The organism is Agromyces sp. NPDC058126 (assembly GCF_042884595.1).
Lineage (GTDB): Bacteria > Actinomycetota > Actinomycetes > Actinomycetales > Microbacteriaceae > Agromyces.
Genome location: NZ_JBHVTS010000004.1, coordinates 221,330 through 243,069 on the forward strand (window position 1 = coordinate 221,330; position 21,740 = coordinate 243,069).

At 70.5% G+C, this 21,740-nt stretch carries 21 protein-coding genes; 18 read left to right on the forward strand and 3 right to left on the reverse strand.

Annotated elements, in window-relative coordinates; translation table 11 throughout:
- Positions 1-84 precede the first annotated feature (84 nt).
- The 6 genes from rpmB to ACFVTR_RS13650 all read left to right on the forward strand — a co-directional run bounded on the left by rpmB (position 85) and on the right by ACFVTR_RS13650 (position 5,006).
- Complete coding sequence (rpmB, locus tag ACFVTR_RS13625; RefSeq protein WP_157423720.1) at positions 85-321, forward strand: 50S ribosomal protein L28; 237 nt, start codon at positions 85-87, stop codon at positions 319-321.
- Positions 321-488, forward strand: coding sequence for a 50S ribosomal protein L33 (gene rpmG, locus ACFVTR_RS13630; RefSeq protein WP_157423719.1), 168 nt, complete (start codon positions 321-323; stop codon positions 486-488). The genes rpmB and rpmG overlap by 1 nt, the downstream gene beginning before the upstream one ends.
- Before the next feature lie 3 nt (positions 489-491).
- Complete coding sequence (gene rpsN / locus ACFVTR_RS13635) at positions 492-797, forward strand: 30S ribosomal protein S14 (RefSeq protein ID WP_022889040.1); 306 nt, start codon at positions 492-494, stop codon at positions 795-797.
- 202 nt (positions 798-999) lie between these two features.
- The gene (locus ACFVTR_RS13640) at positions 1,000-2,376 is read left to right on the forward strand and encodes a PxKF domain-containing protein (RefSeq protein ID WP_387038063.1); all 1,377 of its coding nucleotides are present in this window, start codon (positions 1,000-1,002) and stop codon (positions 2,374-2,376) included.
- Between the two features lie 205 nt (positions 2,377-2,581).
- Positions 2,582-2,869 carry an HU family DNA-binding protein gene (locus tag ACFVTR_RS13645; protein WP_022889039.1) on the forward strand — a complete coding sequence of 96 codons (288 nt, stop codon included), beginning with the start codon at positions 2,582-2,584 and terminating at the stop codon, positions 2,867-2,869.
- Positions 2,870-3,029: 160 nt separating this feature from the next.
- Complete coding sequence (locus ACFVTR_RS13650) at positions 3,030-5,006, forward strand: cytochrome c oxidase assembly protein (RefSeq protein ID WP_387038064.1); 1,977 nt, start codon at positions 3,030-3,032, stop codon at positions 5,004-5,006.
- A gap of 18 nt (positions 5,007-5,024) precedes the next feature.
- On the opposite strand, the gene ACFVTR_RS13655 is transcribed toward ACFVTR_RS13650, so the two are convergent.
- Complete coding sequence (locus ACFVTR_RS13655; protein WP_387038066.1) at positions 5,025-6,071, reverse strand: hypothetical protein; 1,047 nt, start codon at positions 6,069-6,071, stop codon at positions 5,025-5,027.
- Positions 6,072-6,262: 191 nt separating this feature from the next.
- Here ACFVTR_RS13655 and ACFVTR_RS13660 point away from each other — a divergent pair, with 191 nt between their 5' ends.
- Complete coding sequence (locus ACFVTR_RS13660) at positions 6,263-7,570, forward strand: ATP-dependent RecD-like DNA helicase (RefSeq protein WP_387038068.1); 1,308 nt, start codon at positions 6,263-6,265, stop codon at positions 7,568-7,570.
- A gap of 185 nt (positions 7,571-7,755) precedes the next feature.
- Positions 7,756-9,075: a serine hydrolase domain-containing protein gene (locus ACFVTR_RS13665; RefSeq protein ID WP_387038069.1), complete on the forward strand. Its 1,320-nt coding sequence runs from the start codon at positions 7,756-7,758 to the stop codon at positions 9,073-9,075.
- A 12-nt stretch (positions 9,076-9,087) separates the two neighbouring features.
- Here the strand turns inward: ACFVTR_RS13665 and ACFVTR_RS13670 are convergent, their stop codons facing one another.
- Positions 9,088-9,669, reverse strand: a complete 582-nt coding sequence (locus tag ACFVTR_RS13670) for a YdeI family protein (RefSeq protein ID WP_387038071.1) — start codon at positions 9,667-9,669, stop codon at positions 9,088-9,090.
- Positions 9,670-9,777: 108 nt separating this feature from the next.
- Here ACFVTR_RS13670 and ACFVTR_RS13675 point away from each other — a divergent pair, with 108 nt between their 5' ends.
- From ACFVTR_RS13675 to ACFVTR_RS13690, 4 genes are all read left to right on the forward strand, one after another.
- Positions 9,778-10,620, forward strand: a complete 843-nt coding sequence (locus tag ACFVTR_RS13675) for a class II glutamine amidotransferase (RefSeq protein ID WP_376942822.1) — start codon at positions 9,778-9,780, stop codon at positions 10,618-10,620.
- Positions 10,621-10,747: 127 nt separating this feature from the next.
- On the forward strand, positions 10,748-11,260 hold the full coding sequence (locus ACFVTR_RS13680) for a hypothetical protein (RefSeq protein WP_387038072.1): 513 nt from the start codon (positions 10,748-10,750) through the stop codon (positions 11,258-11,260).
- A gap of 87 nt (positions 11,261-11,347) precedes the next feature.
- Positions 11,348-11,959, forward strand: a complete 612-nt coding sequence (locus ACFVTR_RS13685) for a DUF305 domain-containing protein (protein WP_387038073.1) — start codon at positions 11,348-11,350, stop codon at positions 11,957-11,959.
- Positions 11,960-12,070: 111 nt separating this feature from the next.
- Complete coding sequence (locus ACFVTR_RS13690; protein WP_387038075.1) at positions 12,071-12,799, forward strand: DsbA family protein; 729 nt, start codon at positions 12,071-12,073, stop codon at positions 12,797-12,799.
- A gap of 239 nt (positions 12,800-13,038) precedes the next feature.
- On the opposite strand, the gene ACFVTR_RS13695 is transcribed toward ACFVTR_RS13690, so the two are convergent.
- Positions 13,039-13,677 carry a TetR/AcrR family transcriptional regulator gene (locus ACFVTR_RS13695; RefSeq protein WP_387038077.1) on the reverse strand — a complete coding sequence of 213 codons (639 nt, stop codon included), beginning with the start codon at positions 13,675-13,677 and terminating at the stop codon, positions 13,039-13,041.
- A gap of 248 nt (positions 13,678-13,925) precedes the next feature.
- On the opposite strand from ACFVTR_RS13695, the gene ACFVTR_RS13700 reads away from it, so the two are divergent.
- From ACFVTR_RS13700 to ACFVTR_RS13725, 6 genes are all read left to right on the forward strand, one after another.
- Positions 13,926-15,584 carry an ABC transporter substrate-binding protein gene (locus ACFVTR_RS13700; RefSeq protein WP_387038079.1) on the forward strand — a complete coding sequence of 553 codons (1,659 nt, stop codon included), beginning with the start codon at positions 13,926-13,928 and terminating at the stop codon, positions 15,582-15,584.
- Between the two features lie 65 nt (positions 15,585-15,649).
- Positions 15,650-16,531 carry an ABC transporter ATP-binding protein gene (locus ACFVTR_RS13705; protein WP_387038081.1) on the forward strand — a complete coding sequence of 294 codons (882 nt, stop codon included), beginning with the start codon at positions 15,650-15,652 and terminating at the stop codon, positions 16,529-16,531.
- The gene (locus ACFVTR_RS13710) at positions 16,528-17,334 is read left to right on the forward strand and encodes an ABC transporter ATP-binding protein (RefSeq protein WP_387038082.1); all 807 of its coding nucleotides are present in this window, start codon (positions 16,528-16,530) and stop codon (positions 17,332-17,334) included. Before ACFVTR_RS13705 ends, ACFVTR_RS13710 begins: the two co-directional genes overlap by 4 nt.
- Entirely contained in the window at positions 17,331-18,314 is a 984-nt protein-coding gene (locus ACFVTR_RS13715) for an ABC transporter permease (protein ID WP_387038084.1), read from the forward strand. Before ACFVTR_RS13710 ends, ACFVTR_RS13715 begins: the two co-directional genes overlap by 4 nt.
- Position 18,315: 1 nt before the next feature.
- Entirely contained in the window at positions 18,316-19,341 is a 1,026-nt protein-coding gene (locus tag ACFVTR_RS13720) for an ABC transporter permease (protein ID WP_387038085.1), read from the forward strand.
- Entirely contained in the window at positions 19,338-21,680 is a 2,343-nt protein-coding gene (locus ACFVTR_RS13725) for a glycoside hydrolase family 3 N-terminal domain-containing protein (RefSeq protein WP_387038087.1), read from the forward strand. The genes ACFVTR_RS13720 and ACFVTR_RS13725 overlap by 4 nt, the downstream gene beginning before the upstream one ends.
- Positions 21,681-21,740: the final 60 nt, after the last annotated feature.

Consider the following 21,740-nt stretch of genomic DNA (forward strand, 5'->3'; position numbering starts at 1 on the left):
AGAAATCGCGGGATTCGGCGTGGGAACGTCAGCAGACAAGAGACCTTGGGAGGGGCATCCGCCCCTCGGTATTGGAGGAAACCAATGGCAGCAGTGTGCCAGGTGACCGGAGCCGTTCCCGGCTTCGGACACAACATCTCGCACTCGCACCGCCGGACGAAGCGCCGCTTCGACCCGAACGTGCAGAAGAAGACGTACTTCGTTCCGTCGCTCCGTCGCAACATCACGATCAACGTGTCCGCCAAGGGCATCAAGGTCATCGATGCTCGCGGCATCGAGGCGGTCGTTCGTGACATGCAGGCTCGTGGGGTGAAGTTCTAATGGCGAAGCAGCAGGACGTCCGTCCCATCATCAAGCTCCGTTCGACGGCCGGCACCGGGTTCACCTACGTGACCCGCAAGAACCGTCGCAACAACCCCGACCGTCTCGTGCTCAAGAAGTACGACCCGGTGATCCGCAAGCACGTCGACTTCCGAGAGGAGCGCTAAATCATGGCGAAGAAGAGCAAGATCGCTCGCAACGAGCAGCGCAAGGTGATCGTCGACCGCTACGCCGAGAAGCGTCTCGAGCTGAAGAAGGCGCTCGTCGACCCGAACGGCACCGACGAGAGCCGCGAGGCCGCTCGCGTGGGCCTGCAGAAGCTTCCCCGCAACGCGTCGCCCATCCGCGTGCGTTCGCGTGACGCCATCGACGGCCGCCCCCGTGGCGTGCTCACCAAGTTCGGTGTCTCGCGTGTCCGCTTCCGCGACATGGCGCACCGTGGCGAGCTGCCCGGCATCACCAAGTCGAGCTGGTAAGCAGTAGCTTCACGCTTCACGAAGAGGGGCGCCCCGGAGGAATCCGGGGCGCCCCTCTTCTTCGTCGTTTCGGGGGACTCCCCGTTGTGGTGGCACTACCACGGGGGCCTGCTGCCGGACGAACCGGTTCACCTACCGTTGACCCACCCGTGCGGGTGGATGCGCACGCATGGGAATGCGCCGGTCAACGGAGAGGAACGCGATGAAGCGCTGGAGCAGATCGATCCTGGGGGCGGCCGCGGCCGCCGCACTCGTGCTGGGCGGTGGTGCGATCGCGTACGCCGACGACCTCGAGACGACGGTCACGGTCGACGATCTCGTCGTCGTGACACCGGTCGTCGATCTCGGGGTACTCGACTGCGGCACGAGCCGCGACGTGGTGGTGAAGCTGAACCTCGATCGGGGCGGCAACGGGCCGGCGACCATCTTCAAGAGCGGCTCCACCGTGACCTTCTCACGGACCTCGCAGACGAACGTCTCGGCGACGCAGCCGAGCCCCCCGACCATCACGCTCCCGGGCGACTGGGCCACGCTCGACCAGAATTCGACCGTCGACAGTGCGAAGACCACCTCGACCATCACGGTCGCCGCGGGGGAGGTCAACGGCACCTTCGGGGGCAGCGCCGGTTACCAGGCGAGCGGCACGGTGGTCAACGGCGACAGCAAGCTCCGCACCGCCTCGGTCAGCGTGAGCTGGAGCGTCGAGAACTGCGGCGTCGTCGTCGATCCGGTCGACGAGACGGGACCGGTCGTGACGCTCGTCTGCCCCTCCGACCCCATCCCGCGCGGGGAGGAGGCCTACGCCACCTGGAGCGCGACCGATGAAGACGGCGGTTCGGGAGTCGCCGAGGGGTACGAGAGCGGGACCATCCCGCTCGACACGTCGACGCTCGGCGAGCACACGGCGACGGCGGCGGCTGGCACCGCCGTCGACAACGAGGGCAACGCCTCGGCCGAGGCCTCCTGCAGCTTCACCGTCGTGGACGTGACACCACCGGAGGTCGCGCTCATCTGCCCGGCCGGACCGGTCCTGCTCGACTCGGTCGCCGAGGCGACGTGGACGGCGAGCGACGAGGACGGCGGTTCGGGTCTCGCGACCGCCGCGAGCGGCTCGATCGTGCTCGACACCTCGAGCGTCGGCGCGCACACCGCGACCGCCCCTGTGGGCACTGCGGTCGACAATGCCGGGAACGAGTCGGCCGAGGTGTCGTGCGAGTACTCGGTGATCTACGACTTCGCCGGGTTCTTCCGTCCTGTCGACATGAACGGCGTCGTGAACAGGGTCAAGGCGGGCAGTGCCGTGCCGATGAAGTTCAGCCTGGGCGGCGATGAGGGTCTCGACATCGTCGCGGCCGGATACCCGAAGGTGACCTTCTCCTCGTGCGACGCGAACGCCCCGGTCGATGCCGTCGAATCGACCCTGACCGCCGGCGGCAGCAGCCTGAGCTACGACGCGACCGCCGGCCAGTACGTCTACGTCTGGAAGACCGACAAGAGCTGGGCGGGGAAGTGCGGCACCTTCGAGCTCGGGCTCGACGACGGGGTCGTCCGTACGGCGAAGTTCAAGTTCTTGAAGTAGCCGGGAGGCTCCGGAGGGGCGCAAACCCCCTCCGGAGCATCCGACACGCCGTGGGAAATCGCCCAAGAAGCCCGGAAATCCGCGAGATTCCGCGGATCTCTGTTACATTCGAGGCGGCCTCAACGGCCACGGGGGCGGCGCAAGCTCGTTCCCGAATCTTCAACAAAGTGCTGTACATACAGCGAACGTCCGAGGAGGACATTCAATGGCTGACAAGTCGCTGAACAAGACCGAGCTCGTCGCGAAGATCGCTGCGTCGACCGGCCAGAGCCAGGCCACCGTCGACGCCGTGCTCGGCGGTCTGTTCGAGGCGCTCGCCGAGTCCGTGGGCTCGGGCACCAAGGTCTCCATCCCGGGCTGGCTCGCCGTCGAGCGCACGCACCGCGCTGCGCGCACCGGCCGCAACCCGCAGACGGGTGCCACCATCGAGATCCCGGCCGGCTACTCGGTCAAGGTCTCGGCCGGTTCGAAGCTCAAGGCTGCTGCCAAGTAACCAGAGCCTTCCGAAGGGGCGTGCGGCGTGAGCCGTGCGCCCCTTCGCCGTTTCCGTGAGGGCTCGCGAGTGCCTGAACCGCGAATGGGGATGCCACGGGGGAGCGCCGGGTGCGAGGGCGCCCACGAGGCATCCAGCCTCTGACGTCTAGGCTGGTTCGGTGCCCCGCTCCGTCCGAGTGCTCGGTCCTGCCGTGCTCACCGCCGTCGCCCTCGCGGCGACCTTCGCCGCACTCTCGTTCGGCGGAGGCGCCGCCGAACAGCTCATCCAGGACCCGGGGCCGCTCGCCCGCTACGGCGTGCCCGTCGCGAAGCTCTTCGTGAACCTCGGCGCGGCCGGCATGATCGGCGCACTCGTGCTCGCCGTCTGGGCGCTGAGCCCGAAGCGCCGCGAGTTCGACCTCGCACTCGACGTCGCCGCCGCCTCGGCCGCGGTGATGACCGTCGCGAGCGCCGCGACGGGGCTGTTCACCTTCATCCTCGTCACGGCGGTGCCGTTCGACTTCAGCGACGCGTTCGGGCAGAAGCTCGGGCAGTTCGTCACGACGATCGAGCTCGGCCAGTCGTGGCTCATCACGACGCTCGTCGCGGCCGCCGTGACGGTGCTCTGCTTCGCGGTGCGCAACCACACGGCGCTCGCGTTCGTGACGGTGCTCGCGGTCGCCTCGCTCGTGCCGATGGCGCAGCAGGGTCACGCCGCTGGCGCCGCGGGCCACGCGGCCGCCGTCACCGGCCTCGGCCTGCACCTCGTCTTCGCGGCCGTCTGGCTCGGCGGACTCGTCACGATCGTGCTGCTGCAGCGCGAGCTCGGGGCGAAGCGCCTGCCGGTCGTGCTCGCGCGCTATTCGACGGTCGCGCTCATCTGCTTCATCGTCGTCGCGGTATCGGGGTACGCGAGCGCGGCGCTGCGCATCGGCACCCTCGACCAGCTCGCGACGCCGTACGGCGCGCTCGTCGTCGTGAAGGTCGCGGCGCTGATCGCGCTCGGGCTGTTCGGCGCGGCGCAGCGGCGGTTCCTGATCGGGCGGATGACTCGGGGCTCGGGTTCGGGCTCGGGCGCGTTCTGGTGGCTCGTCGTCGCCGAGCTCGCGTTCATGGGTCTCGCCTCGGGTGTCGCAGCGGCGCTCGCGCGTACCGCCACCCCGGTCTCCGAGGAGGCCGGCGAGCTCGCGCGCACGCCCGCCGAGATCCTCACGGGTGAACCCCTGCCGCCGTGGCCCGAGACGTTCCGCTACTTCACCGAGTGGAACCCCGACCTGATCTGGCTGCTCGCGTGCGGCTTCGGCATCTTCTTCTACCTCGCCGGTGCCCGTCGGCTGCGCAAGCGCGGCGACAAGTGGCCCGTCTACCGCACCGTGCTCTGGGTCTCGGGCCTGCTGCTGCTCGCCTACGTCACCAACGGCGGCGTGAACGTCTACGAGCAGTACCTGTTCTCCGCGCACATGCTCGCGCACATGGTGCTGACCATGGCGGTGCCCGTGCTGCTCGTGCCGGGTGCGCCCGTCACGCTCGCGGCGCGCGCGATCAAGCCCCGCAAGGACGGCTCGCGCGGCGGCCGCGAGTGGATCATGCTCGCGGTGCACTCGAAGTTCGCCGGGATCATCGCGAACCCGATCGTCGCCGCGGTGCTCTTCGCCGGATCGCTCTGGGTGTTCTACTACTCGCCGCTCTTCCGCTGGACGATGTTCGACCACATCGGCCACGAGTGGATGATCGTGCACTTCCTCATCACGGGGTACCTCTTCGTGCAGTCGCTCATCGGCATCGACCCGGTGCCGTACCGGCTGCCGTACCCGTTCCGGCTGCTCCTCCTGCTCGGCACGATGGCGTTCCACGCCTTCTTCGGCCTCGCGATCATGACCGGCACGGGGCTGCTGCTCGCCGACTGGTACGGCGCGATGGGCTGGGGCACCGATGCGCTCGCCGACCAGCAGCTCGGCGGCGGCATCGCGTGGTCGATCGGCGAGATCCCGACCGTGGCGCTCGCGATCACGGTCGCGTTCCAGTGGTCGCGCAGCGACGAGAAGGAGTCGAAGCGCCGCGATCGGCACGCCGACCGCACGGGCGACGCCGAGCTCGAGGAGTACAACGCCCGGCTCGCCGCGATCGCCGAGCACGACAAGAGCTCCGCCGGCTGAGCTCGGCGGCGCCGGGCGCTACTCGAGCTGGATCGCGATCGACCCGTCGGGGCGGATCGTCGCCGCGAGCGCCAGCGTGAACGAGCGGTCTTCTTCGAGGGTGTAGTAGTGGCCGTCGAAGAGGTCCTGCACCTCGACGGAGATGTGCGCGACGCCTTCGGTCGGCGGCATGTCGAACGAGTCCTCGCCCGCGGTCAGCGTCACCTGGGGGGTCGTGATGATGCTCCACGCCGGTTCGCTCGTGACCCGGTCGTCGATCTCGATGCCGAAGGGGCAGTCGGCCGGCTGCAGCACGGGCTGGGCGGCGCACGCGGCGAGGTACTCGTCGACCTTCGTCTGCACGCGTTCGACGAACGCCGGGGTCGGCTGGGCGTCGACGGTGACGGCGACCTGCTCGCCGGCGCTCGCCGGCACGGTGACGTGCGGGGCCGCGAGCAGCGGCGAGTCGTACGAGAACTCGTACACCGCAGGGGCGATCGCGAGGTACTGGGCGACCTGCGTGAACGCGGTCAGCTCGTCGCCGGTCTTCGTCGCGCGGGTGTCGAGCGTCAGCGTGCCGACGGTGAAGAGCGGGTTGTGAGCCGCGGTCACGTCGATCACCGCGAGGGGGCTGTCGGAGAACTCCCATCGGGCGAGCACGCCGTAGAGGGCGTCGATGGGGCGCACCTCGAAGGTCGATTCGGCGATCTCGGTGCCGAGGCGGTAGCTCGCGGTCACCGAGTGGCTGCCGTCGGAGTGCGTGACGTCGTCGACGATGCTGATGTCTTCGGGGGCGGACTGGACGACCCCGGAGCGCAGCATCGCCTTCGAGATGTCGGTCGGCAGGCCGAGATCCTCGAGGGTGGCGTCGTCGAGTGCCACGCCGGGGGTCGTCGACGCGGTCGCGATGTCGTCGTCGGCGATGGCCTCGAGGTAGCCCTTCACGAAGTTCGAGGCGCCGTAGATCGACTGGTTCAGCCCGCCGAGCGCGGCGAGGAAGGCGGCGATGAGGAGGGCGGCGAGCCCGGCCCACCCGGCGACGGCCAGCAGCGAGACCCGGCCCTTCACCTCGCCTGCGTTCCCCACCCGCACAGTCTATGTTTCGCGATGCCGGGAAGCTGAGCGTCTCCACAGCCGGGCGCGAAGGTCGCGGATGCCACGGAGTCGGCGCCGCGGCCCCGGGCCGCCCCCGTCCGCGGTTACAGTGGGAGCGCCGCCGCGCGGGCCCCACCCGGCTCGGCGTCGGCCCGAGACATCCGCCCCTTCGAAAGACCGCCGTGCAGAACGTGACCCTCTCCCGCGAACAGGCCGCGGTGTTCCAGGCGATCGAGAGCACCCGCGAGCACGTCTTCGTGACGGGCCGCGCCGGCACCGGCAAGTCGACCCTGCTGAACCACCTGAACTGGCAGACGAAGAAGCAGATCGTGATCTGCGCGCCGACCGGCGTCGCGGCGCTGAACGTCGGCGGGCAGACGATCCACTCGCTCTTCCGCCTGCCGATCGGCGTCATCGCCGACCACGACATCGACCAGAACGACGCCGTCCGCAAGATCCTGAACGCGATGGACACCCTCGTCGTCGATGAGGTCTCGATGGTGAACGCCGACCTGATGGACGCGATGGACCGGTCGCTCCGGCAGGCGAGGCAGCGCCCGCTCGAGCCGTTCGGCGGTGCCCAGGTGGTGCTCTTCGGCGACCCGTACCAGCTCGCGCCCGTGCCGGGCGATGCCGACGAGCGCGCCTACTTCGCCGACACCTACGACTCGATGTGGTTCTTCGACGCGAAGGTGTGGCACGAGGCCGACCTGAAGATCTTCGAGCTCGGCGAGATCCACCGGCAGCACGACGATCAGTTCAAGCAGCTGCTGAACGCGGTGCGGCACGGGCGGGTGACGGCCGAGATGGCCGGCGTGCTGAACGGGGTGGGTGCCCGGCGCCCGCTGCCCGAGCAGGGGGCGATCACCCTGGCGACGACGAACAGCACGGTGAACCGCATCAACGCGACCGCGCTGAAGCGCCTGCCCGGCACCTCGAAGGCGAACGCGGCCGAGGTGAACGGCGACTTCGGCGGGCGGGCGTTCCCGGCCGACGAGCGACTCGAGCTGAAGGTCGGGGCGCAGGTGATGTTCCTCCGCAACGACACGGCGGTCGGGCCCGAGGGGCAGCGATGGGTGAACGGCACGATCGGCACGATCACCTCGCTGAAGCGCGAGGTGCGCGTCGAGATCGACGGCGAGGAGCACGAGATCGAGCCCGTCACCTGGGAGAAGTACCGCTACACCTGGGATCCGACGCGCAAGAAGCTCGAGAAGGAGATCGTCGCCGAGTTCACCCAGTTCCCGTTGCGGCTGGCCTGGGCGGTGACGATCCACAAGTCGCAGGGCGCGAGCTACGACACGGCGATCGTCGACCTCGGGCCGCGCGTGTTCAGCCCCGGGCAGACGTACGTCGCGCTGAGCCGGCTCACCTCGCTCGACGGGCTCTACCTGCAGCGGCCGCTGCGCCCGAGCGACATCATCGTGGACCGCAACGTCGAGCGTTTCATGGCGGGCGCGGCCCGCGAGATCGGCACCGCAGCCCCCTGAGCCCGGGTGCGCCGACGGGCGTCTCCGGAGGAGGCCGACGCGGAGCGTCGAATCGGGAACCATCCGTGCTCGTCCGGACATAACCCTCTGAGAGGGATGCTCCGCCGCCCCCTCGCCGCTCGCCCGCCGGGCGATTCCCGCATCGCGGGTTACAATTTCAGCGGACACACGGCTGAGGGGGCACGGTGGCTGACCGTACTGGGGGCAGGCGGCGAGCGGCTTCGGCACTCGCGGCGATCATCGCCGTACTCGCGCACGCCGGATGCACCGGTGGATCCGTCGACCCGGCGGGGCGCTTCGAACCCGTCGACGCCGCCTATGCGGACGAGGTGGCGGAGCAGCTCGACCAGGTGCTCGAACAGGCCGTGGCGCTCAGCGGATCGAGCGGCGGCGTCGCCGGCGTGTGGGCGCCGTGGGCCGGCGGGTGGACCGGGGCGTCCGGCACCGTCGACTTCCGCGAGAAGTCGCGACCGGTGACCGAGGAGACGGACTTCCACCTCACGACGGTGACCTCCGAGATCACGTGCCTCATCCTCCTCCGGCTCGTCGATGCGGGCACGGTCTCGCTCGACGACCCCGTCGCCGAGTACGTCGACCGGATTCCAGGACTCGACGGGATCACCCTCGAGCAGCTGTGCCGTCACACCTCCGGTCTCGCCGACTACTACCCGGGACTCGAGGCGCACGTCGTCGCGAACCCCGAGCGCATCTGGTCGCCGAACGAGCTCCTCGCCGGGGGTCTCGCGACGAAGCGCACGGGACAGCCCGGCGAGGCCTGGTCGTACTCGCGCACGGGTGTGCTGCTGCTCGCGCGCGCCCTCGAGGAGGCGACCGGCCGGGACTGGGACCAGCTCGCCGAGGAGTACGTGCTCGAGCCGCTGGGCCTCGACGACACCGGGATCCCGGCGCCCGACGACACGGGCCACCAGGGCACGCTCGGCGCGTATGCGGCGGGCATCGGCGGCGACGGCAAGGCCGATTGCGCGGTGATCCACGACGACTCCGCCCAGTCGAGTTCGATCGGCGCCGCTGCGGCGGGCGCGGTATCCGACCTCGATGACACGCGGAAGCTGAGCGAGGCCTTCGCGACGGGCGTGCTCGTGGGCGAGCACAGTGCCCGCGAGCTCTGGACGACGGAGCATCTCGGCGGCGACGCCCCGGTCTGGGAGGAGTTCGGCCTCGGCGGCGCGCAGTACGGGCCGCTGCGCGGCACCGCGGGCGAGTCGGCCGGTTCGCTGACCGCCGCGTTCACCGACCCGACGACCGGACTGACGGTCGTCATCGCGCTCAACAACTCGACCTCGGGCGCCGCCTTCGTGCGCGAGACGGCGTTCGCCCTCGCCTCGATCGGGTCGAAGGCGGCCGCGATCGACGGTCGCGAGCAGCCGCTCGTGGAGCTGCCGTGGTCGCTCGAGCAGTCGACGACGAAGATGCAGGAGCTCGCACTCTGTCCGACCGCGCCCGAGGCCGCTGAGGCCGCGGGCGAGGAGCCCGCCGAGGGATAGCTCGGGAAGAGCTCAGGGCGGGCCGGGGCGCTCGCCGGCGGCCGTCTTGCGGGCGATCTCCGCGATGCGCTTGGCCTTCGTCTCCGGCCGCTGCGCGAGGGCGATCTGCGAGAGCGCCCAGCGCCGCACCGACGCCGGGAACGACTCCCAGTTGGCGCGGGTGCCAGCGTCCGCGTCGAGGAGGGCCGACAGTTCCGCGGGCTCGATGAGCCGGTCGGCGTCGTCGAACACGGTCCACATGCCGTTCGCCTTCGCCGCCTCGATCGCGGCGCGACCGCCGGGCTGCATGTAGCCCTCGGCCTCGATGCGCTCGACGCGCGCCTTGTTGGTCGCCGCCCAGGGGCTGCGCGGCTTGCGCGGGGCGAACCACTGCCCGTGCCGCTCGTCGTCGAGGGTCTTCGCCTGCCCGTCGATCCAGCCGACCGCGAGCGCCTCCATCACGGCGTCCTCGTAGGGGATGCGCCCCCGTCCGGTGGTGGTGCGCCACGAGACGAACCAGACGCCCTCGGCGCGCCCCTGGTGTTCGAGCAGCCACGCGCGCCACTCCTCGCGGGACTCGGGCTGGAAGTACTCGGGAGCGTCGCCGTCGGCCATGGCGACAGGCTAGCGAACCCGCAGTCCGACGGCCGGGTCTGCCGCGCGGGGGCGAATCGGCGTACTCTCGACCCAGAGGCATCCGTAACCCCCTGGGGAGGAAGCATCATGTGTCGCTGGCTGGCGTACTCGGGTGAGCCGATCCAACTCTCCAAACTCATCCTCGATACGCAGAACTCGCTCGTCGCGCAGTCGTTGAACTCCCCGCTCGGCGCCGAGACGGTCAACGGTGACGGTTTCGGCGTCGGCTGGTATCCGAAGGATGCCGAGATCGGCACCGCTCCCACGTTCTTCCACAGCATCGAACCCGCCTGGCACGACGAGAACCTGCGCGAGATCACCCACGCGATCGAGAGTCCGCTGTTCTTCGCGCACGTGCGCGCGGCCGCCGGTCCCCCGATCCAGCAGACCAACTGCCACCCGTTCCGGCACGACAACTGGCTGTTCATGCACAACGGCAGCCTCGCCGGCATGAGCCTCGTCCGACGCGACCTCGCCCTCGCGGTCGCGCCCGAGTTCTACCCGCTCATCCGCGGCACCACCGACTCCGAGGTGCTCTTCTACCTCGCGCTCACCCTCGGCCTCCGCGACGACCCCGTCGCGGGGATGGCCGCGGCGATCCGCAAGGTCGAGGAGATCGGCCACGAGCACGGGGTCGAGTTCCCGATGCAGGGCACGGTCGCGGTCTCCGACGGCGGGATCGTGTGGGCGTTCCGATACTCCTCGCAGGGGCGGACGCGCACCCTCTTCCACTCGATCGCCATGGCGACGCTGCAGGAGATGTATCCCGAGGAGGAGCGGCTGCGGGGGTTCGGCCGGCACGCACGGGTCATCGTCTCGGAGCCGCTCAGCGATCTGCCGGGAGCCTTCGTCGAGGTGCCCGAGGCGACGGTCGCGATCCTCGAGCAGGGGCAGTACCGGCACGAACCGTTCCTCGCGAACGCGGAGTAGCCCGCGCCGCAGCGCGGCGCCTCAGGTGGATTCCCAGCCCCGTGCACCAGGCCGTGGAGTACGCTCGGGGGGTATTCGTCCGCGGTGCCGCCGCGGTGACCTGCGAGTGATCCGGCCGGGAGGTGCGATGTCGTCGAGCGCGGTCCGCGCATCCGGCCGTTCCGGCATCGGCGCCGTGCGCCGCGTCGTCGTCGCACTGCTCGGGGTGGCCGCCGTGCTCGTGGGCCTGCTCGCGATGCACACCGCGGGATCGGGCGCCGAGCACAGCGCTGCCGCGGCGGGCTCGCACGGCTCGCACGCATCGCTCGAGCCCGGCGCCGGCGCCGGCGGCCACGCGACTCCGGGGGGCGCCCCGGGCTCGCCGGCGGAGCATCCTGCCGTCTCGACCCTCGTCGCCTCGGACCGCGCCGCCGTCGCCTGCGATGAGGCGTGCATGAGCGCGCTGGGCGACTGCGCCCTCATGGTGATGGGCTGCGCGATGCTGCTCGTGCTCGTCGCCCTCGTGCTCGTCGCGGGCGGGCCGGCCGTGTTCCGTCGGCTGCTCGACCGCGGCGCAGTGCGCCTCTCGGCGTTCCTCCGGGTCATCCCGTTGCATCTGCATCGACCCGACCTCACCGTTCTCTCGATCAGTCGGACCTAGGCCGAACCGGGCGTCCGCCCTGCGGGCGTGGCTCCGCCATGCCCGCAGGGAGTCACTCGATCGACTCCGACGAACGGAAGAACACTGATGCGAACTGCACGAAAGCTCCTGATCACGGCCGCCGCGGTGGCCACTGCCCTCGCCCTCGCCGGCTGCGCGGACACCTCCATGTCCGGCATGGACCACGGCGACGGGGCCGGGGTCCCCGCGACCGACTCGGCCGCCTCGGCGGCCGGCCCGAACGGCGCCGACGTCGCCTTCGCGACGATGATGATCCCGCACCACGAGCAGGCCGTCGAGATGAGCGAGCTGCTGCTCGCCGAGCCCGAACTCGGCGCGCCGGTGCGCTCGCTCGCCGAGGGCGTCATGGCCGCCCAGCAGCCCGAGATCGACCAGCTGCGCGAGTGGCTCGCCGAGTGGGGCCAGGACGAGGCCGACATGGACGGCATGGATCACGGCGACGGCATGATGTCCGGCGATGACCTCGCCGCGCTCGAGGCCGCGACGGGCGCCGAGGCCGAACGGCTCTACCTCGAGCAGATGATCGTGCACCACGAGGGCGCCGTCGCGATGGCCGAGGCCGAGCTCGCCGACGGCGAGCACCCCGACGCGGTCGCGATGGCCGAACGGATCGTCGCCACCCAGTCCGACGAGATCGCGTTGATGCAGGAGCTGCTCGGCGAGACCCCGCGCGGGTAGCGGACCGCCGCACCGCACCCTCTCGCGCCGCGCCGCCGCCCCGGGAACCCCGGCGGCGGCGCGCCGCGGAACACTACTCGACCCCGACCCCATCGAACTGGAGAACCACCCATGACCCCGACCGACCCGAAGCGCCCGACGAACGGGAGCGCAGCCGAGGCATCCCGCCGCAAGCGGATCGTCTGGGTGAACGTCGCCCTCGTGGCGGCGTTCATCGCCGTCGTCGCGCTCGCCTTCGCCCTGCTCAGGCCGCAGACGGCACCGCCCGAGACCGGCGGCCCGTCGTCGTCGGATGCCGCGGCCCCGACCGTGCGCGCCGACAGTCACGTGCTCGGCGAACCCGGGACGAGCGGGGTGACGGTCGTCGAGTTCCTCGATTTCGAGTGCGAGGCGTGCGGGGCGTTCCACCCGCTCGTCGAGCAGCTGCGCGAGGACTACGCGGGCGAGGTGACGTTCGTCACGCGCTACTTTCCCCTCGACGGCCACCTGAACTCGCGCAACGCCGCCGTCGCCGCCGAGGCGGCCGCCCAGCAGGGCGCGTTCGAGCCGATGTACGCGAAGCTCTTCGAGACGCAGGCCGAGTGGGGCGAGCAGCGCGAGTCGCGGGCGCCGCTCTTCCGCGAGTTCGCCGGCGAGCTCGGGCTCGACCTCGACGCGTACGACGCGGCCGTCGCCGATCCCGCCACGCTCGAACGGGTCGAGTCGGACCTCATCGACGGCATCTCGCTCGGCGTGCAGTCGACGCCGACCTTCTTCGTGGATGACGAGATGCTGCGGCTCGAGGCCTACGACGACCTCGCGGCCGGGATCGAGGCGGCGCTCAGGGCGACGGGCGACTGAGCGTCCGGCTCGTCCCTACTCGGGCGCCCGCTCGTGTCGGGGCGGCCCCGGTTGGGGCGGGCCGCCGTGAACGATGCTCCAGAACTCGAGGTCACGGGCGCTCGGCTGTGGCGCCGCCCGTACCTCGTCCTGCTCCGCACGAGTGCGGCTCAGTGCCGATCGGATCCGTGAAATCATGCTGCCTCCCCGAGAGGAGACGCTGGACGGCCTGGATCATGACGCGCCGGTCGCGCCGCCGCTCAGTCGTCGGCGAGCGGCGAGGGCCTGGGGTCGAGGACGGCGGAGACGATCGCCCCGATCGCGAACTCGGTCGCCTCGGCGAGCTCGACCTCCTCGGGTGCGTGCAGCCACTGCACCTGCAGGCCGTCCATGACGGCGATGATCGCGCTCGCCGCGTGCGCGACGCTCGCGGTGTCGGTGACGCCGCGCTCGGTGCAGACGACGTCGAACGCCTCGACGACCTGGCCCCGGAGCACCCGGTAGCGCTCGGAGAAGTAGGCCTGCGCGGGGTGGGCGTCGGTCACCGACTCGCCCGAGAGCACGACGAACGCCTGCACGATGCCCGCCCGCTGCGCGTTGGCGAACGCGGTGCGCACGAGGTGGCGGAACAGCTCGAGCCCGCCGGGGATGTGCTGCTCCTCGAGGTCGGCGACGTCGCTCTGATCGCGATACGTGAGGACCTCCATCAGCAGTTGGTCCTTCGAGCCGAAGTGGTGCAGGATTCCCGCGTGCGTCATTCCGACGTGTTCGGCGATCTCGACGAGCGTGCCGTTCGTGAAACCCTTGTTGCCGAAGACCTCCGTCGCCGCCTGCAGGATCTCGCGGCGCTTCGCAAGCGTTTCCGGGCGCGAGCGGGGTCGCTTGACGCTGTCCGACATCCTGCCCCTCTCGACGACCTTCCGACCGGTAAGTCTATGCCGGTCGGGGGCGCGGGAGAGGCGGCGCGGCAGGGTTTCGAGGGAGCCGCTTGCAATTTGCTGACTTGTCAGTAAGGTAAATCGCGAGCACCAACCATGCTGCGACAGCGCCGTCCGCTCCGCCCGAAGGGCACCAGGGGTACGCGCCGCGCAGTGACGATCACATCCGATCCGGCCGAGCCGGACGACGAACCCCTGAGGAGACAGCAGTGAGGCTGAAGCCCGCATTGGTGGCCGCGAGTATCGCGGCCGCGCTCGTGCTCACCGGATGCACGAGCGGTAACTCGAACGAAGGCAGCCCCGAGGCCGGGGCCGCCCTGACCATCGCCAAGCCCGACGGCCCGATCACGACCGAGGGCAACAACCCCTGGATCAACGACTCGTCGGCGATGCGCCTCGGCTACGCGAACGCGATCTTCGAGCCGCTCGGCATCGTGAACCTCGTCGACCCGAGCGCCGACGTCGTGCCGTGGCTCGCTTCGGAGATCGTGTGGTCCGACGACTACACCTCCGTCCAGCTGACCGCGCGCGACGGCGTGAAGTGGAACGACGGCGAGGACTTCACCGCCGACGACATCGCCTTCACCTTCGAGCTGATCAAGGGCAACCCGGCGCTCGACACCAAGGCCCTCGGCATCTCCGATGTCGCGGTCGACGGCAACGTCGCGACGATCACCTTCGCGACGCCGATGTTCGTCAAGCAGGACAAGGTGCTGCACACGCTGATCCTGCCCGAGCACGTCTGGGCGGACGTCGAGGACCCCACCACCTTCGTCAACGAGGAGCCGGTCGGCACCGGCCCCTACGTGCTCAGCAAGTTCGACAGCCAGGCCGTCGAGCTCACCTCGCGCGACGACTACTGGGGCGGCGAGCTCGCCGTGCCGACGCTGTACTACGTCTCGTACGCCGACAACACGGCCCTCACGACCGCGCTCGCGAACGGCGATGCCGACTGGGCGCAGGCGTTCATCCCGAACGTGCAGTCGGCCTACCTCGACAAGGACCCGGAGCACAACGTCTACTGGGCGGCCGCGGGCCTCGGCACCGACTCGATGTTCGTGAACACCACGACAAAGCCGTTCGACGACGTCGCCTTCCGCAAGGCCGTCAACCTCGTGGTCGACCGCCAGAAGCACCAGGAGATCGCCCGCGAAGGCGGCGTGCCCGAGCTCACGAGCGTCACGGGCCTCCCCACCCCCGCCGGTGACGCCTACATCGCCGACGAGTTCACGGGCGAGGAGTACTCGGTCGACGTCGACGCCGCCAAGAAGGTGCTCTCCGACGCCGGCTACACGTGGGACGGCGAGGCGCTCGTCGACCCCGACGGCGAGCCGGTGACCTTCACCCTCACCGTGCCGCAGGGCTGGAACGACTACGTGACCGGCATCAGCCTCATCTCCGACTCCGTCAAGGAGCTCGGCGTCGAGGCCGCCGTCGACACCCCCGACGCCGACAGTTGGTGGGCGGCCAAGAGCGAAGGCGACTTCCAGGCGATCCTGCACTGGACGGACTCGGGCGCCACGCCGTACGACCTCTACAGCGACCAGATGGACGGCCGCTTCCTGAAGCCGATCGGCGAGGCCGCCGACTTCAACTTCGGTCGCTTCGACAGCCCCGAGGTCACGGCCGCACTCACCGAGTACGCGACCGCGACCGACGACGCCACCCGCGCCGCCGCCCTCGAGACCGTGCAGAAGATCTTCGTCGACGAGGTCCCGACGATCCCCGTCGGCACGCGCCCCTTCATCGGCCAGTACAACACCCGCAACTACGTGGGCTGGCCCGGCGAGGACGACCCCTACGTCCCCGCCGACCCGACGCAGCCGACCTCGGTCTACATCCTGACCAAGCTGCAGCCGGCCGACTGATCCACCCCCAGCGGGAGCCGGGCCGGCGGCGGCCCGGCTCCCGCACCACGTGAGAGACACGACACATGAGCGACGACGCCCTCCTCAGCATCACCGACTTCAGCGTCACCTACGAGAGCGATCCGCCCGTCGAGGCGGTGCGCGAGGTCACCCTCGAACTCCGCCGGGGCGAGATCCTCGGGCTCGCCGGCGAGTCCGGGTGCGGCAAGACCACCCTCGCCTACGGCGTGCAGCGGTTGCTGAAGCCGCCGGCCGTGATCACGGGCGGCGAGGTCGTCTTCCACGACGCATCCGGCGAGGACGTCTCGATCGGCGGGCTGACCGACGACGAGATGCGCCGCTTCCGCTGGAACAAGGCGTCGATGGTCTTCCAGGGCGCGATGAACGCGCTCAACCCGGTGCTGCCGATCGGCCGCCAGCTCGCCGACGTGTTCACGACGCACCGACCCGGCATGAGCCGCGCCGAGCGCACCCGCGAGTGCGGCGAGCTGCTCGAGATCGTCGGCGTCGGCCGCGAACGGCTGAAGTCGTTCGCCCACGAGCTCTCGGGCGGCATGCGCCAGCGCGTCATGATCGCGATGGCGCTCGCCCTGCGGCCGCAGCTCATGATCATGGACGAGCCGACGACGGCCCTCGACGTGCTCGTGCAACGGGACATCCTGCGCAAGATCTCGGAGCTGCGCCACGAGTTCGGCTTCTCGGTCGTCTTCATCACGCACGACCTGCCGCTGCTCCTCGAGATCTCCGACCGCATCGCGGTCATGCGCGAGGGCCGCATCGTCGAGCTCGACACCGCCGAACACCTCTACCGGCACCCGCAGCACGAGTACACGCGGACGCTGCTGAGCTCGTTCCCGAGCCTGACCGGCGACCGCGGCGACTTCGTGCGCGCCGCGGCGATCGCCCCGCTCACCACCTCCACCGTCGCCCAGGAGCTCTCGGCATGACCGTCCTCGAATTCCGCAACGTCACGAAGCGCTACCGGGTGCGCGGCGCCGGCCAGATGCTCGCCCTCGACGACGTCGACTTCACGCTGCGCAGCGGCCAGACCCTCGCCCTCGTCGGCCAGTCGGGCAGCGGCAAGTCGACGATCGCGAAGATCATCACCCAGCTCGAGCGGCCGAGCGAGGGGCAGGTGCTGCTCGACGAGCGCCCGATCCCGCGCTCGGGCGGCGCGCTGCGCCGGTACCGCGCGCAGGTGCGCATGGTCTTCCAGGACCCGTTCGCCTCGCTGAACCCGTACCACACGATCCGCCATCACCTCGAGCGGCCGCTGCGGCTCGACAAGGTGGTGCCCCGCGATCAGGTCGACGCCGAGGTGCACCGCCTCCTCGAGCGGGTGCGGCTCGACGCCGCCCGCGTCATCGACCGTCGCCCCCACGAGCTGTCGGGCGGCCAGCGCCAGCGGGTCGCGATCGCCCGCGCCCTCGCCTCGCGGCCGAGCCTCCTGGTCGCCGACGAGCCGGTGTCGATGCTCGACGTGTCGATCCGCCTCGGCGTGCTGAACCTGCTCGCCGAGCTCCAGCGCGAGTCGCAGCTCGGCGTGCTCTACATCACGCACGACCTCGCGACCGCCCGCCACTTCAGCGACGAGATCATGGTGCTCCACCACGGCCGGGTGGTCGAGCAGGGCCCCGCCGACGACGTCATCCTGCGCCCGACGCAGGAGTACACCCGCGCGCTGCGCGATGCATCCCCCGACCCCGACCGCCATTTCGCGGCCCCGAGCGCCGAAGGAGCCCGCGCGTGAGGTTCATCGTCCGACGCGTCGTGTTCTACCTCGTCACCCTGTGGGCGGCGATCACGATCAACTTCTTCCTGCCGCGCATGATGAAGGGCGACCCGGTGTCGGCCTTCCTCGCGAAGAACCAGGGCAAGATCAGCCCCGAGGCGGCCGACGCCCTGCGCACCCTGTTCGGCCTCGACCACGAGACCCCGCTCTGGCAGCAGTACCTCGACTACTGGCGGCTGCTGCTGAGCGGCGACCTCGGCCGTTCGTTCTCGCACGGCCTGTCGCCCGTGACCGACGTCATCGCCGTGGCGCTGCCGTGGACGATCGGCCTCGTCGGCCTCGCGACGATCATCTCGTTCCTGCTGGGCACCGCGGCCGGCGCGTTCATCGGCTGGCGACGGGGCAGCAAGGCCGACGCGGCGCTGCCCATCGCGACGTTCTTCTCGACCGTGCCGTACTTCTGGATGGGTCTCATCGCGATCGCCGTCTTCTCGACGACGCTCGGCTGGTTCCCCGCCTCGCACGCGTACGACAAGGGCGTGACCCCCGGCTTCAACGCGGAGTTCATCGGCAGCGTCATCTACCACGGCACCCTGCCGGCGCTCACGATCGTCGTGGCGTCGCTCGGCGGCTGGATCCTCGGCATGCGCAACATGATGATCACGGTGCTCGACGAGGACTACATCACGGTCGCGCAGGCGAAGGGCCTGCCCGAGCGCGAGGTCGTCACCGGCTACGCCGCCCGCAACGCGATGCTGCCGCAGCTCTCGAGCTTCGCCCTCTCGCTCGGCTTCATCGTCGGCGGCACCCTCGTGATGGAGCTCGTCTTCTCCTACCCCGGCGTGGGCAAGCTGCTGCTCGACGCCACGAACGCCAAGGACTACCCGCTCATGCAGGGCCTGTTCCTGGTGATCACGCTCGCGGTGCTCGCGGCGAACATCCTCGCCGACATCGCCTACGCGATCCTCGACCCGCGCGCCCGCCAGCTGGAGGCCTGACATGACGATCCCGACGACGACCGCCCTGCGCGAGTCCGCCCCAAAGGGCTCGCGCCCGGGCCCCAACATGTGGAAGCGCATGGGCGCCTCGTTCTCGATGTTCCGGAACGGCAAGTCGCTCACCGGCCTCGCGATCCTCGGCTTCTTCACCGTGCTCGCCGTGTTCGGCGACCTGATCGCCCCGTACGGTCCGCTCGAGAAGGACTACTCGGCCCTCAAGCAGCCGCCCTCGCCGGCGCACTGGCTGGGCACGACGCACATGGGCGAGGACGTGCTGAGCCAGATCATCTACGGCACCCGCGGCGTGCTCGTCGTCGGGTTCCTGGCCGGCGTCATCGCGACGCTCATCGCGATCATCGTGGGCGTGACCTCGGGCATGCTCGGCGGCTGGCGCAGCGAGTCGCTGTCGATGCTGACGAACGTGTTCCTCGTCATCCCCGGCCTGCCGCTCATGATCATCATCGCCTCGCAGTACGAGAACCCGAGCCTGCTGCTCATCTCGGCGGTGCTCGCGATCACCGGCTGGGCGTGGGGCGGTCGCGTGCTCCGCGCGCAGACGATGTCGCTGCGCAGCCGCGACTTCGTGCAAGCGGCCCGGGCCAACGGCGAGCCGTTGTGGCGGGTGATCGCGGTCGAGATGCTGCCGAACCTCATGGCGATCATCGCCTCGAGCTTCGTCGGCACGGTCACCGCGGCGGTGCTCGGCCTCACGACGCTCGCGTTCATCGGCGTCATCCCGATCACGAACCTCAACTGGGGCACCATCCTGTTCTGGGCGCAGCAGAACGGCGCCTTCCCCGACTACTGGTGGTGGTACGTGCCCGCCGGCCTCTGCATCGCGCTGCTCGGCACGGCCCTCGCGCTCATCAACTTCGGCATCGACGAGTACGTCAACCCGCGCCTGCGCTCGGCGGGCGAGCGCGCCCGCGCGCTGCGCAAGCAGGGGCTGAGCGCCACGAGCGCGGTGACCGCGGTGCGCGCACCCGCCGCCACGACGACGGATGCCGCGAAGGCGACCACCTCATGACCGACATCGACGCACGACCGAGGAGCACCACCGTGACCGCCCTGCCGCTCGAGGACCGGGCCCCGGCCTTCCGCGACCCCGCCCTGCCCATCGCCGATCGGGTCGCCGACCTCGTCGCCCGCATGACCGTCGAGGAGAAGGTCGGGCAGATGCTGCAGCTCGACGCCCGGGACGACCTCGACGACCTCGTGCTCGGCAAGCACGTCGGCTCGATCCTGCACACCTCGCCCGAGCGGCTCGACCGCGCGCACGAGCTCGTCGCGCAGACGCGCCTCGGCATCCCGCTGCTCGTCGGCGAGGACTGCATCCACGGCCACTCGTTCTGGGAGGGCGCCACGATCTTCCCGACCCAGCTCGGCATGGCCGGCAGCTGGAACGCCGAGCTCGTCGAGCGCGCCGCCAGGGTGACGGCCGTCGAGGTCGCCGCCACCGGCATCCACTGGACCTTCTCGCCCGTGCTCTGCATCAGCCGCGACCTGCGCTGGGGCCGCGTCGACGAGACCTTCGGGGAGGACCCCCACCTCATCGGCGAGCTCGCCTCGGCGATGGTGCGCGGCTACCAGGGCGACGGGCTCGACGACCGCCGGGCCATCCTCGCGACGGCGAAGCACTTCGCCGGCTACTCCGAGACGCAGGGCGGACGCGACGCGAGCGAGGCCGACCTCTCGCCGCGCAAGCTGCGCTCGTGGTTCCTGCCGCCGTTCGAGCGCGTGGCCCGCGAGGGCTGCCGCACCTTCATGCTCGGCTACCAGACCACCGACGGCGTGCCGATCACCCTCAACGAGTGGCTGCTCACCGATGTGCTGCGCGGGGAGTGGGGTTACACGGGCACCCTCATCACCGACTGGGACAACGTGGGCCGCATGGTGTGGGAGCAGCAGATCCAGCCCGACTACGCGCACGCCTCGGCCGCGACCGTCAAGGCCGGCAACGACATGGTCATGACCACCCCCGGGTTCTACCGCGGCGCGCTCGACGCGATCGAGCAGGGCCTCCTCGCCGAGTCGGAGCTCGACGCGGCGGTCGCCCGCATCCTCACCCTCAAGTTCGAGCTCGGCCTCTTCGAGGACCCGCGGCACCCCGACCGCGAGCGCATCGCGACCGAGATCGCGACGCCCGACCACCGTGCGCTCAACCTCGAGCTCACCCGCCGTTCGCTCGTGCTGCTCGAGAACGACGGGCTGCTTCCGCTGGCCGGCGGCTTCGAGGCGGATGCCACGGGGCGGGCGCTCGCCGGCCCGAGGGCCGCGGCTCGGACGATCGCCGTCGTTGGCCCCCTCGCCGACGACGCGCAGACACAGCTCGGCGACTGGGCGGGCAGCTCGGGTCAGGCCGGATGGCTCGACGGCCAGCCGCGCGACATGATCACGACGGTGCTCGACGGGTTCCGCCGCTTCGCGCCGGAGGGCTGGACGATCACGCACGCCCGCGGCGCCGACGTGCTCACCCTCGAGCAGGACCCGGCCGGCGCGACCTTCCCCGACGGGCAGCCCCGGCCGCAGATCGTGGTGCCGTCGGCGCCCGACGAGGCGATGATCGCCGAGGCGGTCGCGCAGGCGAGCGCAGCCGAGGCGGCCGTCGTCGTCGTCGGCGACGTGATCGAGCTCGTCGGCGAGGGGCGCTCGACCGCGACGCTCGACCTCATCGGAGGCCAGATCGCGCTGCTCGACGCGATCGCCGAGACCGGCACGCCGTTTGTGGTGGTGCTGCTCGCCTCGAAGCCGCTCGTGCTGCCGCCCTCGGCGCACCGCGCCTCGGCCGTCGTCTGGGCGGCGTCGCCGGGCATGGAGGGCGGGCGGGCGATCGCCGAGCTCGCGCTCGGCCTCATCGAGCCGAGCGGGCGCCTGCCGATCTCGTTCGCCCGCCACGTCGGCCAGCAGCCGACGTACTACAACCAGATCCGCGGCCAGCACGGCACCCGCTACGCCGACCTCACGCAATCGCCCGCGTGGGCGTTCGGCGAGGGGCGCTCGTACACCGAGGTCGAGTACTCGGGGCTGGCGCTCGAGTCGACCGAGCTCGGTGCGGACGACGTCGTGCGCGCCACCCTCACGCTGCGCAACATGGGCTCACGGCCGAGCCGCGAGACGGTGCAGGTCTACGTGAGCGACACCGTCACCTCGGTGAGCTGGGCCGACAAGGAGCTGAAGGCGTTCCAGCAGGTCGACCTCGAGCCCGGAGCCACGGCGACGGTCGCGATCGAACTCCCGGTCGCGGAGTGCTCGATCGTCAACGCCCGCGGTGAGCGCCTGGTCGAGCCGGGCGATTTCGAGCTGCGCGTCGGTCCGTGCTCACGCGAGGAGCGGCTGCTGCGCGCGACGTTCACCGTCGTGGGGTGATGACGGCGGCCTGACTGCCGTTCGGGTCGGGGATCTTCAGCGCTGCTGGAAGCGGCAGGT